Here is a 15,672-nt window from a genome sequence, read left to right on the forward strand (position 1 = left end):
ACCCGTATGCACATTTCCGAGGAGACGCTTCCGGAGCGCCCCCGACCCCACGGACAAAGGGCACGCATATCAGGGGCGCGAGGAACTGCGCGAACAACCACGACGAACCGTGCGACGGGCACGGCGGCCCGGGGGCACCCCGGAAGCCGAACACCCACCGGCCGGTGGACGGCCGACAAGCCCCGGGCGCACCCCGGAAGCCGAAGGGGCGCGGGGAACTACGCGAGCAACCACCCACCGGCCGGAACACGGCAACGCACCGCAAGGGGCAGGACGAGCCCCGCAGGGGCGCGAGGAACTGCGCGACAAGCCACAACGGCGCGGCACACGGCCGACAAGCCCCGGGGGCACCCCGGATGCCGAACCACCCACCGGCCGGTGGACGGCCGACAAGCCCCGGGCGCACCCCCGGAGGCCGACCCAGCAAGCCCCGGGGGCACCCCGCCGGCCGAGAACACCCACCGGCCGGTGGACGGCGGCGGCGAGCGAGGGGCGGGGCGCGCCCCGCAAACCGGCGAACCCCCGGAGGGGCTAGCGCGCACGCAGATACGCGGAGGTGGCGACCCGCCCGATCATCTCGAAGCGCGTGCCGCCGGCAGCCAGGTGCCGGTCGGCCGCCTCCTGCACGCCCTGCCAGGCCTTGTCGCCGTAGTCGTCGAGCACGATCACGGCGCCGGGGGCGGCGATCTCCTCGGCCCATTCCAGGTCGGCGGCGACGCCGTCCGCGGAGTGGTCGCCGTCGATGACGATGACGCCGTACTTCCGGTCGGAGACCGCGGCGCGCACGTCCTGGTCCCCGGACAGGCCCTGCTTCACGCGGGCCTCCTCACCGGCGCGGCCGCCGTACACGAGGTTGGCGCGCAGCACGTCCATGCGGACGGGGGTGCCGGTGGGGTCGCCGCCCACCGTGGCGCCCGGCTGCAACTGGCTGCCGGCGAGCGGGTCGACGATCGTCAGCCGCGGCTCCTGGCCGGCCCGGTGCAGCATCCGCATCAGGGTGGCGGCGAACAGCCCGTACAGGGTGCCGATCTCCAGCACCTCGGGGTCGGCCGGGGCCAGCAGCGGGACGGTGGCGAGCTTGCCGCAGACGTTCGCGGTCGTCCCGGCGAGCCGGCCCAGCGCCAGCGTCTCCAGGGCGACGACGTTGCGGAAGGCTATGGTCACGTTGCGGCGGGCCACCGCGCCGTCCTGGCCGGTGACCTCGCTGATCTCGGCGACCAGCCGGTCGATGTCGGCGGGCGTCGGGACGCGGTGGCCGGTGCGGCCGGTCCGGTCGAAGAGCAGGCCGACGGCGTACTGCGCGCCGCGCACGTCCGCCATCTCGCGCTGCAGGGACCCGAGTTCGCCGCGGAGCGCCTCGATCTCGCCGCGCAGCGCGTCGCGGTCCTTCCGGGACGCCTCGCGCTCGGCGCGGGCCGCCGAGTCGAGGTCGCGGCGGAGCCGTGAGACCGGCCGCTGGACGCGGTTGTCGACCAGGTTGGCGGCCGGCCTCAGCATGCGCCTGGCCAGGGGGTTCTTGAGCAGGGAGGACATGCGCGGAACCTACGCCCGTCGCCACCACCCCCGGCTCAACGCCGGATGCCGGGATCGTGAACTCCTCGGGCCCCCCGGATGGACATCCTGTGCGGGGACGGGCTCGGGGTGTGCACCGGACCGGCCCTGAGCTGCCGGGGCGTCGGCGAAGATGGTCGCATGCCGCATCCCGACCACGCAGCCGGCGCCCCCGCCGCTCCGCAGCCCGCCGTACCGCTCTCCGACGACTCGCCGGTGGTGCTGGACCGCCGCGACGGCCCGTTCGGCGAGGTGGTGCTGCGGCGGCACGCCGGGCGGCACGAGATCATCGCCAACGGCTGCTTCCTGATGGACACCTCCGACGGCCGCTCGGAGCGGCTGCTCGTCGACTGCGCGCTGGACGCGCTGGACGCGCCCGCCGGCCCCCGGTCCGGACTGCGGCTGCTGATCGGGGGGCTCGGTGTCGGGTTCTCGCTGGCCAGGGCCGCGGCGGAGCCGCGCTGGGGCGAGATCGCCGTGGTGGAGCGGGAGACCGCGGTCGTCGACTGGCACCGCTCGGGGCCGCTCGCCGCGTACTCCGCGCACGCGCTGGACGACCCTCGCGTGCGGGTCGTCGAGGCCGATCTGGTGGGCTACGTGCGGGACGCGGAAACCCGTTTCGACGCCCTCTGCCTGGACATCGACAACGGACCCGACTGGACAGTAACCGAGAACAACGGCACTCTCTACAGTCTCAGCGGCCTCGTCGCCTGCCGGGAGCGGCTCGAACCGGCCGGCGTGCTCGCCGTCTGGTCCGCGCAGCCCTCGACGCGCTTCGAGGCAGCGCTGCGGGACGCGGGGTTCACCGGCGTCCGCACGCTGGAGGTGCCGGTCACCCGAGGAGTGCCGGACGTGGTGCACGTTGGCGTCAAGGCGTGAAGGCGTCATAGTCAACGCTTCGGCTCGCCCCGTACGCTGCCCAGGGATCCACCAGGTGGGCCGCGCTCGTTGATCCGTCCCGGGCCACCGGAGGGATCCGACAACCGAGACGACCTTGTGGGGCGGAAGTGGACAGCACGCAGACGGCCGGTGCTCAACGCCGAGTGCTGGTCGTGGAGGACGACCAGACGATAACGCAGGCGATCGCGGCGAGGCTGCAGGCCGAGGGCTTCCAGGTGCGGACCGCCGGTGACGGCCCGTCCGCGGTGGACGCCGCGCACGCCTGGCAGCCCGACCTGCTGGTGCTCGACGTGATGCTCCCCGGGTACGACGGCCTCGAGGTCTGTCGCCGGGTGCAGGCGGACCGGCCGGTGCCGGTGCTGATGCTCACCGCCCGCGACGACGAGACCGACATGCTGGTGGGCCTTGGCGTGGGCGCCGACGACTACATGACCAAGCCGTTCTCCATGCGGGAGCTGGCCGCCCGGGTGCACGTGCTGCTGCGCCGGGTGGAGCGGGCCGAGGTGGCCGCCACCAGCGTCCGCGGCGCCAGCATCCAGCTCGGCGACCTGGAGATCGACCACGCGCAGCGCCGGGTCCGGGTGCGCGGCTCCGACGTCCACCTGACGCCGACCGAGTTCGAGCTGCTGGTGTGCCTGGCGCAGCAGCCGCGCGCCGTGCTCTCCCGCGAGCAGCTGCTGGCCGAGGTGTGGGACTGGGCCGACGCGTCCGGCACCCGGACCGTCGACAGCCACGTCAAGGCGCTGCGGCGGAAGATCGGGGCGGAGCGGATCCGCACGGTCCACGGCGTCGGGTACGCCCTGGAGAGCCCCGCGCAATGATCGTCCCGGGGAGCGAGGCGGTCAGGACGGGCGGACGCGGCCGCTGGCTGCGGCTCCAGTGGCGCCGCCTGTGGGCCGCGCTGCGGCCCTGGGACCCGTTCCGCTCGATCAAGGCCGCGCTGCAGGGCCTGGTCCTGCTGTCCGTGGGCATCACCACGTTCCTGGTGGTCGTGGCGATCCACTCGGCGACCGAGATCCGCGTGATCACCATCTTCTCGATCATCGCGTGCCTGCTGGTCACGCAGATCATGGCCACCGGGCTGACCGCGCCGCTGCGCGAGATGACCGCGGTCGCGCGCGGCATGGCCGGCGGCGACTACAGCCGCCGGGTGACGCGGGTGCGCCGGGACGAGGTCGGCGAGCTGGCCGGCGCGTTCAACCAGATGGCCGCCGACCTGGCCGCCGCGGACCGGCACCGCAAGGAACTCGTGGCAAATGTCTCACATGAGCTGCGCACGCCCATCGCGGCGCTGCGCGCGGTGCTGGAGAACGTGGTCGACGGGGTCTCCGCCGCCGATCCGGAGACGATGCGGCTCGCGCTGCAGCAGACCGAGCGGCTGGGCAAGCTCGTCAGCCAGCTGCTGGACCTGTCGCGGCTGGACAGCGGCGCGGTGCGGCTGGACGCCAAGCGGTTCGAGGTCTGGCCCTACCTGTCGGCGGTGCTGAAGACCGCGAGCCTGGGCATGGAGAGCTCCAAGGCCACCGGCTCGCGCTCCCGGCCGCGCGCGGACGTGCACCTCCACCTGGACGTCTCGCCGCCCGAGCTGACCGCGTACGCGGACGGCGAACGCCTGCACCAGGTGGTGGCGAACCTGGTGGACAACGCGGTCAAGCACAGCCCGCCCGGCGGCCGCGTGACGGTCACCGCCCGGGGCGGGGCGCTGCCCGGCAGCCTGGACCTGGACGTGCGCGACGAGGGCCCCGGCATCCCCGAGGCGGACCGGCTGCGGGTCTTCGAGCGCTTCCACCGCGGCTCGCACCCCGGCGGCGACGGCGGCACGGGTCTGGGCCTGGCGATCGCCCGCTGGGCGGTGGATCTCCACGGTGGCCGGATCGAGGTGGCCGAATCCCCTCGTGGCTGCCGGATCCACGTCACCCTTCCGGGGACCCCCGCGGTGAACCGTTGACGCAGCTGCGACGTACTCCCTGACGGGGCGGTCGTCTCTTTGGGACAAGGCGGCCGTCCCCTTGGCCGGAACAACCCTGAAGAGGGACCACTTTCCCGCCAGCAACGCCCCGCAAACCCGGAATCCGGTGTGACTTGCGCGACGACTGGGCCCCGGGCCTGCGAGAAGGGCCCCGGTAGGCGTAGCCTTTATTCCCGCTGTCCACCATCTTGTGAAGCGGAAGAGGGCGGTTACCGCCGTGTCGCCACAGTCCCCCAATAGCTCTAGTGTCTCGACCGACCACGAAGGGCAGGGCGAGGGCCCTGCAGCGGGTTTCGGCCCGAACGAGTGGCTGGTCGATGAGATCTACCAGCAGTACCTCCAGGACCCGAACTCGGTAGACCGAGCCTGGTGGGACTTCTTCGCCGACTACAAGCCGGACGGCTCGGCCGCTCCGGCGGCCCCCGCGGGCCAGGGCGGTGCCTCCGGCGCCGCCGCCCGCGCGAAGGCGGACACCGCCACGGCGCCCGCCCCGCAGACCGCAGGGGCGAATTCCGGCCAGCCCGCGCCGGCCGCCCCGGCCCCCGCCGCGCCCGTCCCGGCGCCCGCGGCCACCCAGCCGCCGGCCGCGCCCGCGCCCGCCGCCCCCGCGCCGGCTCCCGCGGCCCCGGCCGCCCCCGCGCCGGCCCCGGCGGCCCCGGCACCGGCACCGGCACCGGCACCGGCCGCTGTGAACGGCGCCCCGGCCAAGCCCGCCGCGAAGGCCGAGCAGCCCGCCGCCTCCGGCACCGAGTTCGTGACGCTGCGCGGCCCGGCCGCCGCGGTCGCCAAGAACATGCACGCCTCCCTGGAGCTGCCCACCGCCACCTCGGTGCGGGCCATCCCGGTGAAGCTGCTGTTCGACAACCGCATCGTCATCAACAACCACCTCAAGCGGGCCCGCGGCGGGAAGGTCTCCTTCACGCACCTGATCGGCTACGCGATGGTGCAGGCCCTCAAGGCCATGCCGTCGATGAACCACTCCTTCGCGGAGAAGGACGGCAAGCCGACCCTGGTCAAGCCCGACCACGTGAACCTGGGCCTGGCGATCGACCTGGTGAAGCCGAACGGCGACCGCCAGCTGGTCGTCGCGGCCATCAAGAAGGCCGAGACGCTGAACTTCTTCGAGTTCTGGCAGGCCTACGAGGACATCGTCCGGCGCGCCCGCGGCGGCAAGCTGACGATGGACGACTTCACCGGCGTCACCGCCTCGCTGACCAACCCCGGCGGCCTGGGCACCGTGCACTCCGTGCCGCGGCTGATGCCCGGCCAGTCGATGATCCTCGGCGTCGGCTCGATGGACTACCCGGCCGAGTTCCAGGGCACCTCGCAGGACACCCTGAACCGCCTGGGCATCTCCAAGGTCATGACGCTGACCAGCACCTACGACCACCGGGTGATCCAGGGCGCCGCCTCCGGCGAGTTCCTGCGGATCATGAACCAGCTGCTGCTCGGCGAGAACGACTTCTTCGACGACATCTTCGCCGCGCTGCGCATCCCGTACGAGCCGGTCCGCTGGCGGACCGACATCGACACCGCGCACGAGGACGACGTCACCAAGGCCGCACGGGTCTTCGAGCTGATCCACTCCTACCGGGTCCGCGGCCACGTGATGGCCGACACCGACCCGCTGGAGTACCGCCAGCGCAAGCACCCCGACCTGGACGTGCTGGAGCACGGCCTGACGCTGTGGGACCTGGAGCGCGAGTTCGCGGTCGGCGGCTTCGCCGGCAAGACGCTGATGAAGCTCCGCGACATCCTCGGCGTGCTGCGCGACTCGTACTGCCGGACCGTCGGCGTCGAGTACATGCACATCCAGGACCCCAAGCAGCGCAAGTGGATCCAGGACCGGATCGAGCGCGCGCACGCCAAGCCGGAGCGCGAGGAGCAGCTGCGCATCCTGCGCCGGCTGAACGCGGCCGAGGCGTTCGAGACGTTCCTGCAGACCAAGTACGTCGGCCAGAAGCGCTTCTCGCTGGAGGGCGGCGAGTCCGTCATCCCGCTGCTGGACGCGATCCTGGACGCGGCCGCCGAGTCGCGGCTCGACGAGGTCGTCATCGGCATGGCCCACCGCGGCCGGCTGAACGTGCTGGCGAACATCGTCGGCAAGTCGTACGCGCAGATCTTCCGCGAGTTCGAGGGCAACCTCGACCCGAAGTCGATGCACGGCTCCGGCGACGTGAAGTACCACCTGGGCGCCGAGGGGACCTTCACCGGCCTCGACGGCGAGCAGGTCAAGGTCTCGCTCGCGGCCAACCCGTCGCACCTGGAGACCGTCGACCCGGTCATCGAGGGCATCGCCCGCGCCCGGCAGGACGTCATCAACAAGGCCGGCACCGACTTCACGGTGCTGCCGGTGGCGCTGCACGGCGACGCGGCCTTCGCCGGCCAGGGCGTGGTGGCCGAGACGCTCAACATGTCCCAGCTGCGCGGCTACCGCACCGGCGGCACCGTGCATGTGGTGATCAACAACCAGGTCGGCTACACCGCCGCCCCGGAGGCGTCCCGCTCCTCGATGTACGCCACCGACGTGGCGCGCATGATCGAGGCGCCGATCATCCACGTCAACGGCGACGACCCGGAGGCCGTGGTCCGCGTGGGCCGGCTGGCCTTCGAGTTCCGCCAGGCGTTCAACAAGGACGTCGTCATCGACGTGATCTGCTACCGCCGCCGCGGTCACAACGAGGGCGACAACCCGCAGTTCACCAACCCGCTGATGTACAACCTGATCGACAAGAAGCGCTCGGTGCGCAAGCTGTACACCGAGTCGCTGATCGGCCGGGGCGACATCACGCTGGAAGAGGCCGAGCAGGCGCTGCAGGACTTCCAGGGCCAGCTGGAGAACGTCTTCGCCGAGGTCCGCGAGGCCTCCGTCGAGCCGTCTCCCGCGGTGCCGGCGCTGGACCAGTCGCAGTTCCCGGTCGCGGTGCCCACGGCGGTCTCCTCCGAGGTCGTCAAGCGGATCGCCGAGTCGCAGGTGAACATCCCCGACAACATCACCGTGCACCCGCGCCTGATGCCGCAGCTGCAGCGCCGCGCGGCCTCGGTGAGCGACGGCACGATCGACTGGGGCATGGGCGAGACGCTCGCCATCGGCTCGCTGCTGATGGAGGGCACCACCGTCCGCCTGGCCGGCCAGGACTCCCGCCGCGGCACCTTCGGCCAGCGCCACGCGGTGCTGGTGGACCAGAACACCGGCGAGGAGTACACCCCGCTGCTGTACCTGTCCGAGGGCCAGGCGCGCTACAACGTCTACGACTCGCTGCTCAGCGAGTACGCGGCGATGGGCTTCGAGTACGGCTACTCGCTGGCCCGCCCGGACGCGCTGGTGATGTGGGAGGCCCAGTTCGGCGACTTCGTCAACGGCGCCTCGACCATCGTCGACGAGTACATCTCGGCCGCCGAGCAGAAGTGGGGCCAGACCTCCGGCGTCACGCTGCTGCTGCCGCACGGCTACGAGGGCCAGGGCCCGGACCACTCCTCGGCCCGCATCGAGCGGTTCCTGCAGCTGTGCGCGCAGAACAACATGACGGTGGCGTTCCCGACCACCCCGGCGAACTACTTCCACCTGCTGCGCTGGCAGGTGCACAACCCGCACCACAAGCCGCTGATCGTCTTCACCCCGAAGTCGATGCTCCGGCTCAAGGCGGCGGCGTCGAAGGCCGAGGACTTCACCACCGGTGAGTTCCAGCCGGTGATCCAGGACACCACGGTCGAGCCGGAGGCGGTGCGCAAGGTCGTCTTCTGCACCGGCAAGGTCTACTACGACCTGATCGCCGAGCGGGACCGCCGCGGCGCCAACGACGTGGCGTTCATCCGCATCGAGCGGCTGTACCCGCTGCCCGCGCTGGAGATCCAGGCCGCGGTGGCGCCGTACACCAAGGCGCAGAAGTTCGTCTGGGCCCAGGAGGAGCCGGCGAACCAGGGCGCCTGGCCGTTCATCGCGCTGAACCTGATCGACCACCTGGACCTGCTGCTGGGTGCGGCCCCGGACAACGCGGACCGGCTGCGCCGCGTCTCGCGCCCGGCGTCGTCCTCGCCTGCGGTGGGCTCCGCCAAGCGGCACCAGGCCCAGCAGGAGCAGCTGGTGCGGGAAGTCTTCGAGATCTGACCCGCAGGTCCGCACGTGCCGGCCGGCTTCCGGCCCGCACGGCACCGCGCCCGGGGCCCCGTACCGTCGAGGTACGGGGCCCCGGGCCGTCCGGCCCCCGTATGGCCCGGGCTCCGTACCCCGGGATCCGCTGATCCTCCGACAACCCCGACCGACCCCGACATCACCACCGGAGCACATCGTGTACTTCACCGACCGCGGCATCGAGGAGCTGGCCGACCGGCGCGGCGAGGAGGAGGTCACCTTCGACTGGCTCGCCGACCGGCTGCGCGAGTTCGTCGACCTCAACCCCGAGTTCGAGATCCCGGTGGAGCGGCTGGCCACGTGGCTGGCCCGGCTGGACGACGAAGACGAGTGAGCCGGGCGTGCCGGGGTGAGCCGGTCGGCCGGTGCGAGCCGCCGCGCGCCGGTGCGAGCCGGCCTCGGCGGCGGACGGCCGCTTGACTTGCGCGGTACGCGATATATCGTGTCTCGGAGAGTACGCGATATGTTGCGTTCCCGAGCACCCGGGAGGGGCAGAATGAGCGGCACGGCGGAACGGACCGTCACCGGTCCCGAGACCTTCGTGTTCGACGAGCCCGTGGACGCCCTCAGCGTGAGGATCGTCAACGGCACCGTCAACGTGGTCGGCACCGACTCGGGCCCGGCCCGGCTGGAGGTCACCGAGATCGACGGGCCGCCGCTGAAGGTGAGGGTGGACGACTCGGTGCTCACCGTCACCTACGAGGACCTGCCGTGGAAGGGCCTGCTGAAGTGGCTCGACCGCAAGGGCTGGAAGCGGCACGCGGTGGTCTCCCTGGCCGTGCCCCTGCACACCCGGGTGGAGGTCGGCGTGGTCGGCGCGACCGCGGTGGTCTCCGGGGTGTCCGGGGCCACCACCGTGCAGGGAGTCCACGGCGACAGCACGCTCGTCGGTCTGGCCGGCCCGGTACGGGCCAGCACGGTCTCCGGCAGCGTCGAGGCCCAGTCGCTCTCCGGCGAGCTGGTCTTCAGCACCGTCTCCGGCGACCTGACCGTGGTCGAGGGCAGCGGCCCCGAGGTCAGGGCCGACTCGGTGAGCGGCAACATGGTGCTGGACCTGGACCCGTCGGCCGGCGCGGACGTGCGGCTGACCACGGTCTCCGGCGAGATCGCCATCCGCATCCCCGAGCCCGGCGACGCCGAGGTCGACGCCAGCACCACCAGCGGCCGCGTCTCCTGCGCCTTCGACGAGCTGCAGGTCTCCGGATGGGGCCCCAAGAGGATCAGCGGCCGGATCGGCAGCGGCAGCGCCCGGCTGCGGGCCACCACGGTCTCCGGCGCGCTGGCCCTGCTGCGCAGGCCACCCCTTGATGACGCGGCTGACGCGGCGGACGCGGCGTCGGACGCCCACTCGCTGCGGAAGGACGCCTGACATGGCCCCCGTCTTCGCCCACGGCCGTCTGCGGCTGTACCTGCTCAAGCTGCTGGACGAGTCCCCGCGCCACGGCTACGAGGTGATCCGGCTGCTGGAGGAGCGCTTCCAGGGCCTGTACGCGCCCTCGGCCGGCACCGTCTACCCGCGGCTCGCCAAGCTGGAGAAGGAGGGCCTGGTCACCCACTCCACCGAGGGCGGCCGCAAGGTCTACTCCCTGACCGACGCCGGGCGGGCCGAACTGGCCGAGCGCGCGGACGAGATCGCCGGCCTCGAGGCCGAGATCCGCGAGTCGGTCTCCGCGCTGGCCGCGGAGATCCGCGAGGACGTCCGCGGCGCGGCGGGCGACCTGCGCCGTGAGGTCCGGGCCGCGGCGCAGCAGGCCCGCGCGGGCCAGGGCGACGAGCGCCGCGCCCGCCAGGAGTGGAAGGAGCAGGCCCACCGGGCGAAGGAGGAGAGCCGCCGCGCCAAGGAGGAGGCCCGCGACGCCCGCCGCCAGGCCAAGGCGGCCCGCGACGCGATGGACAGCGCCCGCGAGGAGGTGCAGCGGATCGCCCGGCAGGTGCAGGAGCAGGTCCAGACGCACACCCGGGCCGGCGACTGGCAGGCGGGCCTGCGCGAGGGTCTTGCCGAACTCACCCGCGAGCTGGGCCAGTTCGGCGGCGGGGCGGGCCGGGCCGGCACGGACGCGCCGGCCACGGCCTGGGGCGAGGCGACGAGCACGGCCCAGCCCGGGCGGGACGAGACCGGCGGCGAGGCCGGAGGCGGGACCGGCGGCACCGCCACGAAGGACGGGGCCGAGGGCTCCATGGACGCCGGGGAGGCCCCGGACGCCCCGGACGCCGCCGACGCCGCCGACGCCGCCCCCGTCTCGGAGAACCCGCTGCGGGACCTGGAGCGGCTGCTGGACGGCTTCCGCGACGGCATCCGGGACACCGCACGCGACCGCGGGGTGAACGACCGGCAGCTGCGCGAGGTCCGCCGCCACCTGAAGTCGGCCGCGGCCCACATCTCGGCCGCGCTGCACGGCACGGGCGCCGGGAACACCGAGCGGCCGGAGCGCTGACGCGCGGCGGGCACGGGCACGGGCACGGGCGACGCGCACGCGGGCCGGACGGCGGGGCGCCGACCGGCCCGCCGCGCGTCAGGCGGTGAGCACGATCTTGCCGAACACCTCGCCCGCGGCGAGGTGTTCGAAGCCCTCGCGGGCCCGGTCCAGCGGCAGCACCGAGTCGATCACCGGGCGGACGCCGGTGACCGCGCAGAAGGACAGCAGGTCCTGCAGCTCCTCCTTGCTGCCCATGGTGGAGCCGACGACCTTCAGCTCCAGGAAGAAGATCCGGTTCAGCTCGGCGGAGCGCGGGTTCGGGCCGCTGGTCGCGCCGGAGATCACCAGCGTGCCGCCGGGGCGCAGCGACTTCACCGAGTGCGACCAGGTGGCGGCGCCCACCGTCTCGATCACCGCGTCCACCCGCTCCGGCAGCCGCGCGCCCGGCTCGTACACGCCGTGCGCGCCCAGCTCCTCGGCCCGGCGGCGCTTGGCCGCGTCCCGGCTGGTGGCGTAGACCCGCAGGCCGCCGGCCCGGGCCAGCACGATCGCCGCGGTGGCGACGCCGCCGCCCGCGCCCTGGACGAGCACCGAGTCACCGGGCCGCACACCGGCGTTGCTGAACAGCATCCGGTAGGCGGTCAGCCAGGCGGTGGGCAGGCAGGCCGCCTCCTCGAAGCTGAGCTCCGCGGGCTTGGGCAGCAGGTTCCAGGTGGGCACGGTGACCTGCTCGGCGAAGGTGCCCTGGTAGCGCTCGGTGAGGATGGACCGCCGCTCGTCGGGGCCGACGCCGTACCCGCTCTGCCCGATCACCGAGTGCAGCACCACCTCGTTGCCGTCCTCGTCGATCCCGGCCGCGTCGCAGCCCAGGATCATCGGCAGGCTCTCCTCGCCCAGGCCCACCCCTCTGAGCGACCACAGGTCGTGGTGGTTGAGGGAGGCCGCCTTCACCGTGACGGTGGACCAGCCGTCGCGGGGACGCGGCGCCGGCCGCTCCCCCAACTCCAGTCCGGTCAGCGGCTGCTCGGCATCGATGCGCGCGGCGTAGACAGCAAACATGGCCCGACCCTACGGCGGCCGCCGACGGCGGCGGAACCGGCTCGCGGTGTGACGCGCGCCGCGCGGACGCCCCCTGAACGCCCCGGCCGCCCCGGGTGCGTGTCGCACCGCGGGGCGGCCGGGGCCGGGTCGAGGACCCGTGGACGACCGGTACAGGCCGGGTCAGGCCTTCTTGGTCTCCCAGAAGATCTTGTCGATCTCGGCGATGAGGTCCAGCGCCTTCTGGCCGGTCGCCGGGTCGTTGGACGCCTTGGCGGCGCTCAGGGCCTTCAGGGTGTCGTTGACCAGCTGGTGCAGCTGGGGGTACTTCTCGAAGTGCGGGGCCTTGAAGTAGTCGCTCCACAGGACCGACACGTGGTGCTTGGCCAGCTCCGCGCGCTGCTCCTTGATCAGCACGGCCCGAGTGCGGAAGTCCGCGTCCTCGTTGGCCTGGTACTTCTCCTGGACCGCCTTGACGGACTCGGCCTCGATGCGGGCCTGGGCCGGGTCGTACACGCCGCAGGGCAGGTCGCAGTGGGCGCTGACCTTGACCTTGGGCGCGAACAGGCGAGTGAACATGGCTGTCCTTCCTCGTGATCGTCTTTCAGGTGGGACATTACTCCCTGGAGGAGTCGTTTTCTCGGGTGCCCCAGGTGGCTTAGGCCAAAAGTCTGGTGTCACCCTGGGGGCGGTGGAGGAACGAACCAGGAGGCGGAGCATGCGGGAGCAGGGGGCCGGCAGGCTGTCGTACCAAGTAGTCGAGGTCACCGGTCCGTCGATGGCACCCACGCTGCTGCACGGGGACTGGCTGCTGATCCAGAAGGTCAGCAGTGGTGCCGCGCTGGTCCGTGAGGGGGACGTGGTGGTGCTGCGGCACCCGCTGCAGCAGGATCTGCTGATCGTCAAGCGCGCCGTGGAGCGGCGTGACGGCGGCTGGTGGGTGATGGGCGACAACCGGTTCGTGGAGAACGACAGCCGGGAGTTCGGCACCGTGCCGGACGAGCTGGTCCTGGCGCGGGCACGCGGCCGCTTCCGGCCGCCGCAGAAGGTTCAGCGCTCGCTGACCGGGGTGGCCTCGCTGGCGTCCTGGGCGGCCTCCTGCGTGCGGCCGCTGAGGGCCGACCGCTCGTTCTCCAGGCGTTTGCGGGCCCGGTAGGCCGCCACGTTCGCGCGGGTGGCACACCGGTCCGAGCAGTAGCGGCGGGAGCGGTTCGTCGACGTGTCGACGTAGGCGTTGCGGCAGGGGGCCGCCTCGCAGATGCCCAGCCGGTCCACGCCCAGCGTGGTCAGCTGGAACGCCAGGCCCATGCAGGCGACGGCCGAGTAGGCCGCGCCGGCGCTGGCCGCGTGGTCGGCCAGGTGCATGTGCCAGTCGGGGCGGCCGGTGGCGTCGTCCAGGTTCTCGTGGCCGGAGATCTGCGGGCTGACCGGGAACTCCAGCATCAGCGCGTTGAGCAGGTCGACCGAGCGGACCTCGTCGCCCTCGTCCGCGGCCTCGAAGACGCCGCGCAGCCGGACGCGCACGGCACGCAACCGGGCCACGTCGGCCTCGACCGCCCGGGACGCCAGGTGCGTGCTGGCGCCGAACAGCTCGCGCGCGGCCTCCAGGGAGGTCAGCGCGTCGGTGCCGCGTTCGGGCTCCTCGCTGTTGACGAGCCGCACGGCGTAGTCCGCGTAATAGGCCAGTTCCAACTCTGCGTCCTCACGACAAGCGGTGGTGGCCGGCGTCACCCGGTCCGGGCGGGACGACCGCCCAGGCTGACGTAATGGCCGAACTTCCCTCAAGGGTATTACATTGAGCAAGGGCGCGGAGAGCGCACGCCCGGTGCCGCGCATCCGGCCCACGCCGTCCGCCTGCCCCCGTCCGCGCGGCCGACGCCTCCCGCGACGCAGGAGGGGTGCGGGCCCAGGGCCCGCACCCCCTTGTCGCCTGACGGACTGTCACAGTACCTTTGATAGGAAGGACTTCGTGCGCTCGTGCTGCGGACGGGACAGCACGTCCCGCGGGTGCCCGGACTCCACGACGACACCGTCGTCCATGAAGACCAGCGCGTCGCCCACCTCGCGCGCGAAGCCCATCTCGTGCGTGACGACGATCATCGTCATGCCGTCCTCGGCGAGGCCGCGCATCACGTCCAGCACGTCGCCGACCAGCTCGGGGTCGAGCGCGGACGTGGGCTCGTCGAAGAGCATCAGCTTCGGTTCCATGGCCAGTGCACGCGCGATGGCCACCCGCTGCTGCTGCCCGCCGGACAGCTGCGTCGGGTAGTTCCCGGCCTTGTCGGCCAGGCCCACCCGGTCCAGCAGCGCCTTCGCCCGCTCGCGGGCGACGGCCTTGGCCTCCCGCTTGACCTGGACCGGCCCCTCCATGACGTTCTCGAGCGCCGTCATGTGCGGGAACAGGTTGAAGCGCTGGAAGACCATCCCGATGTCGCGGCGCTTGGCCGCGACCTCGCGGTCCTTCAGCTCGTACAGCTTCCCGTCGTGCTCCCGGTAGCCGACCAGGTGGCCGTCGACCGACAGCCGGCCGGCGTTGATCTGCTCCAGGTGGTTGATGCACCGCAGGAAGGTGGACTTGCCCGACCCGGACGGGCCGATCAGGCAGAACACCTCGCGCGGCGCCACCTCCAGGTCCACGCCCTTGAGGATGTGCGCGGCCCCGAAGGACTTGTGGACGGCTTCCGCCTTCACCATCGGCTGGACACTCATCGCTCAGGCCACCTTCGGTCGGCGCAGGGTGGTCAGGTTCGCCCGGACCTTCTGCCACGGGGTGAGCGGCAGCGTCCGCAGCGAACCGCGGGCGTACCGGCGCTCGACGTAGAACTGCCCGACGCTGAACACGCTGGTCAGCACCAGGTACCAGAAGCAGGCGACGAAGTAGAGCTCCATGATCGCGGTGCTGTCGCTGCCGATGTTCGAGGTCGACCGCAGCAGCTCGGTGTACTGCACCGCGGACACCAGCGACGAGGTCTTCAGCATGTTGATGAACTCGTTGCCGGTGGGCGGGATGATCACCCGCATCGCCTGCGGCAGCACGATCCGGCGCATGGTCCGCGTGCCGGTCATGCCGAGCGCGTGCGCGGCCTCGGTCTGGCCCTCGTCCACCGACTGGATGCCGGCCCGGACGATCTCCGCCATGTAGGCGCCCTCGTTGAGGCCCAGGCCCAGCAGGGCCGCCACGAACGGGGTCATCACCGCGACGGTGTCGTTCTTGTACAGCGGCATCAGGTTGATGACCGGGAAGATCAACGCGAGGTTGAACCACATCAGCAGCTGCACGTACACCGGGGTGCCGCGGAAGAACCAGATGTAGAGCCAGGCCACCGCGCCGGTCACCGGGTTCTTCGACAGCCGCATCACCGCGAAGAGCAGGCCGAGGACCAGGCCGACGGCCATCGCGCACACCGAGATCAGGACGGTGCGCCACAGGCCCTGCAGCACGGTGCGGTCGAACAGCTTGTCCCAGACCGTGCCCCACAGGATGTTGCCCTGGGAGAAGGCGTACACGAGCCAGGCCAGCAGGGCCACCACCACGACCGCGCTGATCCAGCGGCCGTAGTGGCGTACCGGGATGGCCCGGATCGGCTCGTAGGGGGACCCGGCCACGGCGGGTCCCTTGTCGAACGTGTCGGTCACTTCAGTCACGGCGTACTGCCCCTCACCAC

The 15,672-nt window shown here is 72.3% G+C and carries 14 protein-coding genes; 8 read left to right on the forward strand and 6 right to left on the reverse strand.

All coding sequences use genetic code 11. From position 1 onward, the window contains the following. Nucleotides 1-531: 531 nt before the first annotated feature. The gene (locus BMW99_RS07385; protein ID WP_075016468.1) at nt 532-1,533 is read right to left on the reverse strand and encodes a class I SAM-dependent methyltransferase; all 1,002 of its coding nucleotides are present in this window, start codon (nt 1,531-1,533) and stop codon (nt 532-534) included. Between the two features lie 159 nt (nt 1,534-1,692). Between BMW99_RS07385 and BMW99_RS07390 the strand changes: the two genes are divergently transcribed. From BMW99_RS07390 to BMW99_RS07415, 7 genes are all read left to right on the forward strand, one after another. Further along, nucleotides 1,693-2,430 carry a spermidine synthase family protein gene (locus BMW99_RS07390; RefSeq protein ID WP_069466135.1) on the forward strand — a complete coding sequence of 246 codons (738 nt, stop codon included), beginning with the start codon at nt 1,693-1,695 and terminating at the stop codon, nt 2,428-2,430. A 128-nt stretch (nt 2,431-2,558) separates the two neighbouring features. Next, nucleotides 2,559-3,272 carry a response regulator transcription factor gene (locus tag BMW99_RS07395; protein WP_069466136.1) on the forward strand — a complete coding sequence of 238 codons (714 nt, stop codon included), beginning with the start codon at nt 2,559-2,561 and terminating at the stop codon, nt 3,270-3,272. Beyond that, a complete protein-coding gene (locus BMW99_RS07400) occupies nt 3,269-4,399 on the forward strand; it encodes a HAMP domain-containing sensor histidine kinase (RefSeq protein ID WP_079175975.1) in 1,131 nt (376 codons plus the stop codon). Before BMW99_RS07395 ends, BMW99_RS07400 begins: the two co-directional genes overlap by 4 nt. 238 nt (nt 4,400-4,637) lie before the next feature. Further along, complete coding sequence (locus BMW99_RS07405; RefSeq protein WP_075016469.1) at nt 4,638-8,528, forward strand: multifunctional oxoglutarate decarboxylase/oxoglutarate dehydrogenase thiamine pyrophosphate-binding subunit/dihydrolipoyllysine-residue succinyltransferase subunit; 3,891 nt, start codon at nt 4,638-4,640, stop codon at nt 8,526-8,528. Nucleotides 8,529-8,709: 181 nt separating this feature from the next. Then, nucleotides 8,710-8,886, forward strand: a complete 177-nt coding sequence (locus tag BMW99_RS41225; protein WP_176735734.1) for a DUF6104 family protein — start codon at nt 8,710-8,712, stop codon at nt 8,884-8,886. A gap of 162 nt (nt 8,887-9,048) precedes the next feature. Next, complete coding sequence (locus tag BMW99_RS07410) at nt 9,049-9,921, forward strand: DUF4097 family beta strand repeat-containing protein (RefSeq protein ID WP_069467238.1); 873 nt, start codon at nt 9,049-9,051, stop codon at nt 9,919-9,921. 1 nt (nt 9,922) lies between these two features. Further along, nucleotides 9,923-10,987 carry a PadR family transcriptional regulator gene (locus BMW99_RS07415; protein WP_075016470.1) on the forward strand — a complete coding sequence of 355 codons (1,065 nt, stop codon included), beginning with the start codon at nt 9,923-9,925 and terminating at the stop codon, nt 10,985-10,987. Nucleotides 10,988-11,065: 78 nt separating this feature from the next. Here the strand turns inward: BMW99_RS07415 and BMW99_RS07420 are convergent, their stop codons facing one another. Together BMW99_RS07420 and sodN are read right to left on the reverse strand one after the other, a co-directional pair. Next, complete coding sequence (locus BMW99_RS07420; protein WP_075016471.1) at nt 11,066-12,028, reverse strand: zinc-binding dehydrogenase; 963 nt, start codon at nt 12,026-12,028, stop codon at nt 11,066-11,068. 162 nt (nt 12,029-12,190) lie between these two features. After that, nucleotides 12,191-12,586, reverse strand: coding sequence for a superoxide dismutase, Ni (gene sodN / locus BMW99_RS07425; RefSeq protein WP_069465350.1), 396 nt, complete (start codon nt 12,584-12,586; stop codon nt 12,191-12,193). A 139-nt stretch (nt 12,587-12,725) separates the two neighbouring features. Here sodN and sodX point away from each other — a divergent pair, with 139 nt between their 5' ends. After that, the gene (gene sodX / locus BMW99_RS07430) at nt 12,726-13,163 is read left to right on the forward strand and encodes a nickel-type superoxide dismutase maturation protease (RefSeq protein WP_075016472.1); all 438 of its coding nucleotides are present in this window, start codon (nt 12,726-12,728) and stop codon (nt 13,161-13,163) included. On the opposite strand, the gene BMW99_RS07435 is transcribed toward sodX, so the two are convergent. The 3 genes from BMW99_RS07435 to BMW99_RS07445 all read right to left on the reverse strand — a co-directional run bounded on the left by BMW99_RS07435 (nt 13,058) and on the right by BMW99_RS07445 (nt 15,643). After that, complete coding sequence (locus BMW99_RS07435; RefSeq protein WP_069465349.1) at nt 13,058-13,699, reverse strand: CGNR zinc finger domain-containing protein; 642 nt, start codon at nt 13,697-13,699, stop codon at nt 13,058-13,060. The two genes, sodX and BMW99_RS07435, sit on opposite strands and share 106 nt — an antisense overlap. A gap of 249 nt (nt 13,700-13,948) precedes the next feature. Further along, a complete protein-coding gene (locus BMW99_RS07440; protein ID WP_069465348.1) occupies nt 13,949-14,701 on the reverse strand; it encodes an amino acid ABC transporter ATP-binding protein in 753 nt (250 codons plus the stop codon). An 18-nt stretch (nt 14,702-14,719) separates the two neighbouring features. Then, nucleotides 14,720-15,643: an amino acid ABC transporter permease gene (locus BMW99_RS07445; protein WP_069465347.1), complete on the reverse strand. Its 924-nt coding sequence runs from the start codon at nt 15,641-15,643 to the stop codon at nt 14,720-14,722. Between the last annotated feature and the right edge of the window lie 29 nt (nt 15,644-15,672).

It is taken from the genome of Actinacidiphila rubida (genome assembly GCF_900110255.1).
Lineage (GTDB): Bacteria > Actinomycetota > Actinomycetes > Streptomycetales > Streptomycetaceae > Actinacidiphila > Actinacidiphila rubida.

What these genes read in the sequence shown, in the direction of transcription:
- BMW99_RS07400 (WP_079175975.1), top strand. Translation starts at nt 3,269, where the DNA reads ATGATCGTCCCGGGGAGCGAGGCGGTCAGGACGGGCGGACGCGGCCGC.
- BMW99_RS07415 (WP_075016470.1), top strand. Translation starts at nt 9,923, where the DNA reads ATGGCCCCCGTCTTCGCCCACGGCCGTCTGCGGCTGTACCTGCTCAAG.
- BMW99_RS07440 (WP_069465348.1), bottom strand. Translation starts at nt 14,701, where the DNA reads ATGGTGAAGGCGGAAGCCGTCCACAAGTCCTTCGGGGCCGCGCACATC.
- BMW99_RS07410 (WP_069467238.1), top strand. Translation starts at nt 9,049, where the DNA reads ATGAGCGGCACGGCGGAACGGACCGTCACCGGTCCCGAGACCTTCGTG.
- sodX (WP_075016472.1), top strand. Translation starts at nt 12,726, where the DNA reads ATGCGGGAGCAGGGGGCCGGCAGGCTGTCGTACCAAGTAGTCGAGGTC.
- BMW99_RS07420 (WP_075016471.1), bottom strand. Translation starts at nt 12,028, where the DNA reads ATGTTTGCTGTCTACGCCGCGCGCATCGATGCCGAGCAGCCGCTGACC.
- sodN (WP_069465350.1), bottom strand. Translation starts at nt 12,586, where the DNA reads ATGTTCACTCGCCTGTTCGCGCCCAAGGTCAAGGTCAGCGCCCACTGC.
- BMW99_RS07385 (WP_075016468.1), bottom strand. Translation starts at nt 1,533, where the DNA reads ATGTCCTCCCTGCTCAAGAACCCCCTGGCCAGGCGCATGCTGAGGCCG.
- BMW99_RS07390 (WP_069466135.1), top strand. Translation starts at nt 1,693, where the DNA reads ATGCCGCATCCCGACCACGCAGCCGGCGCCCCCGCCGCTCCGCAGCCC.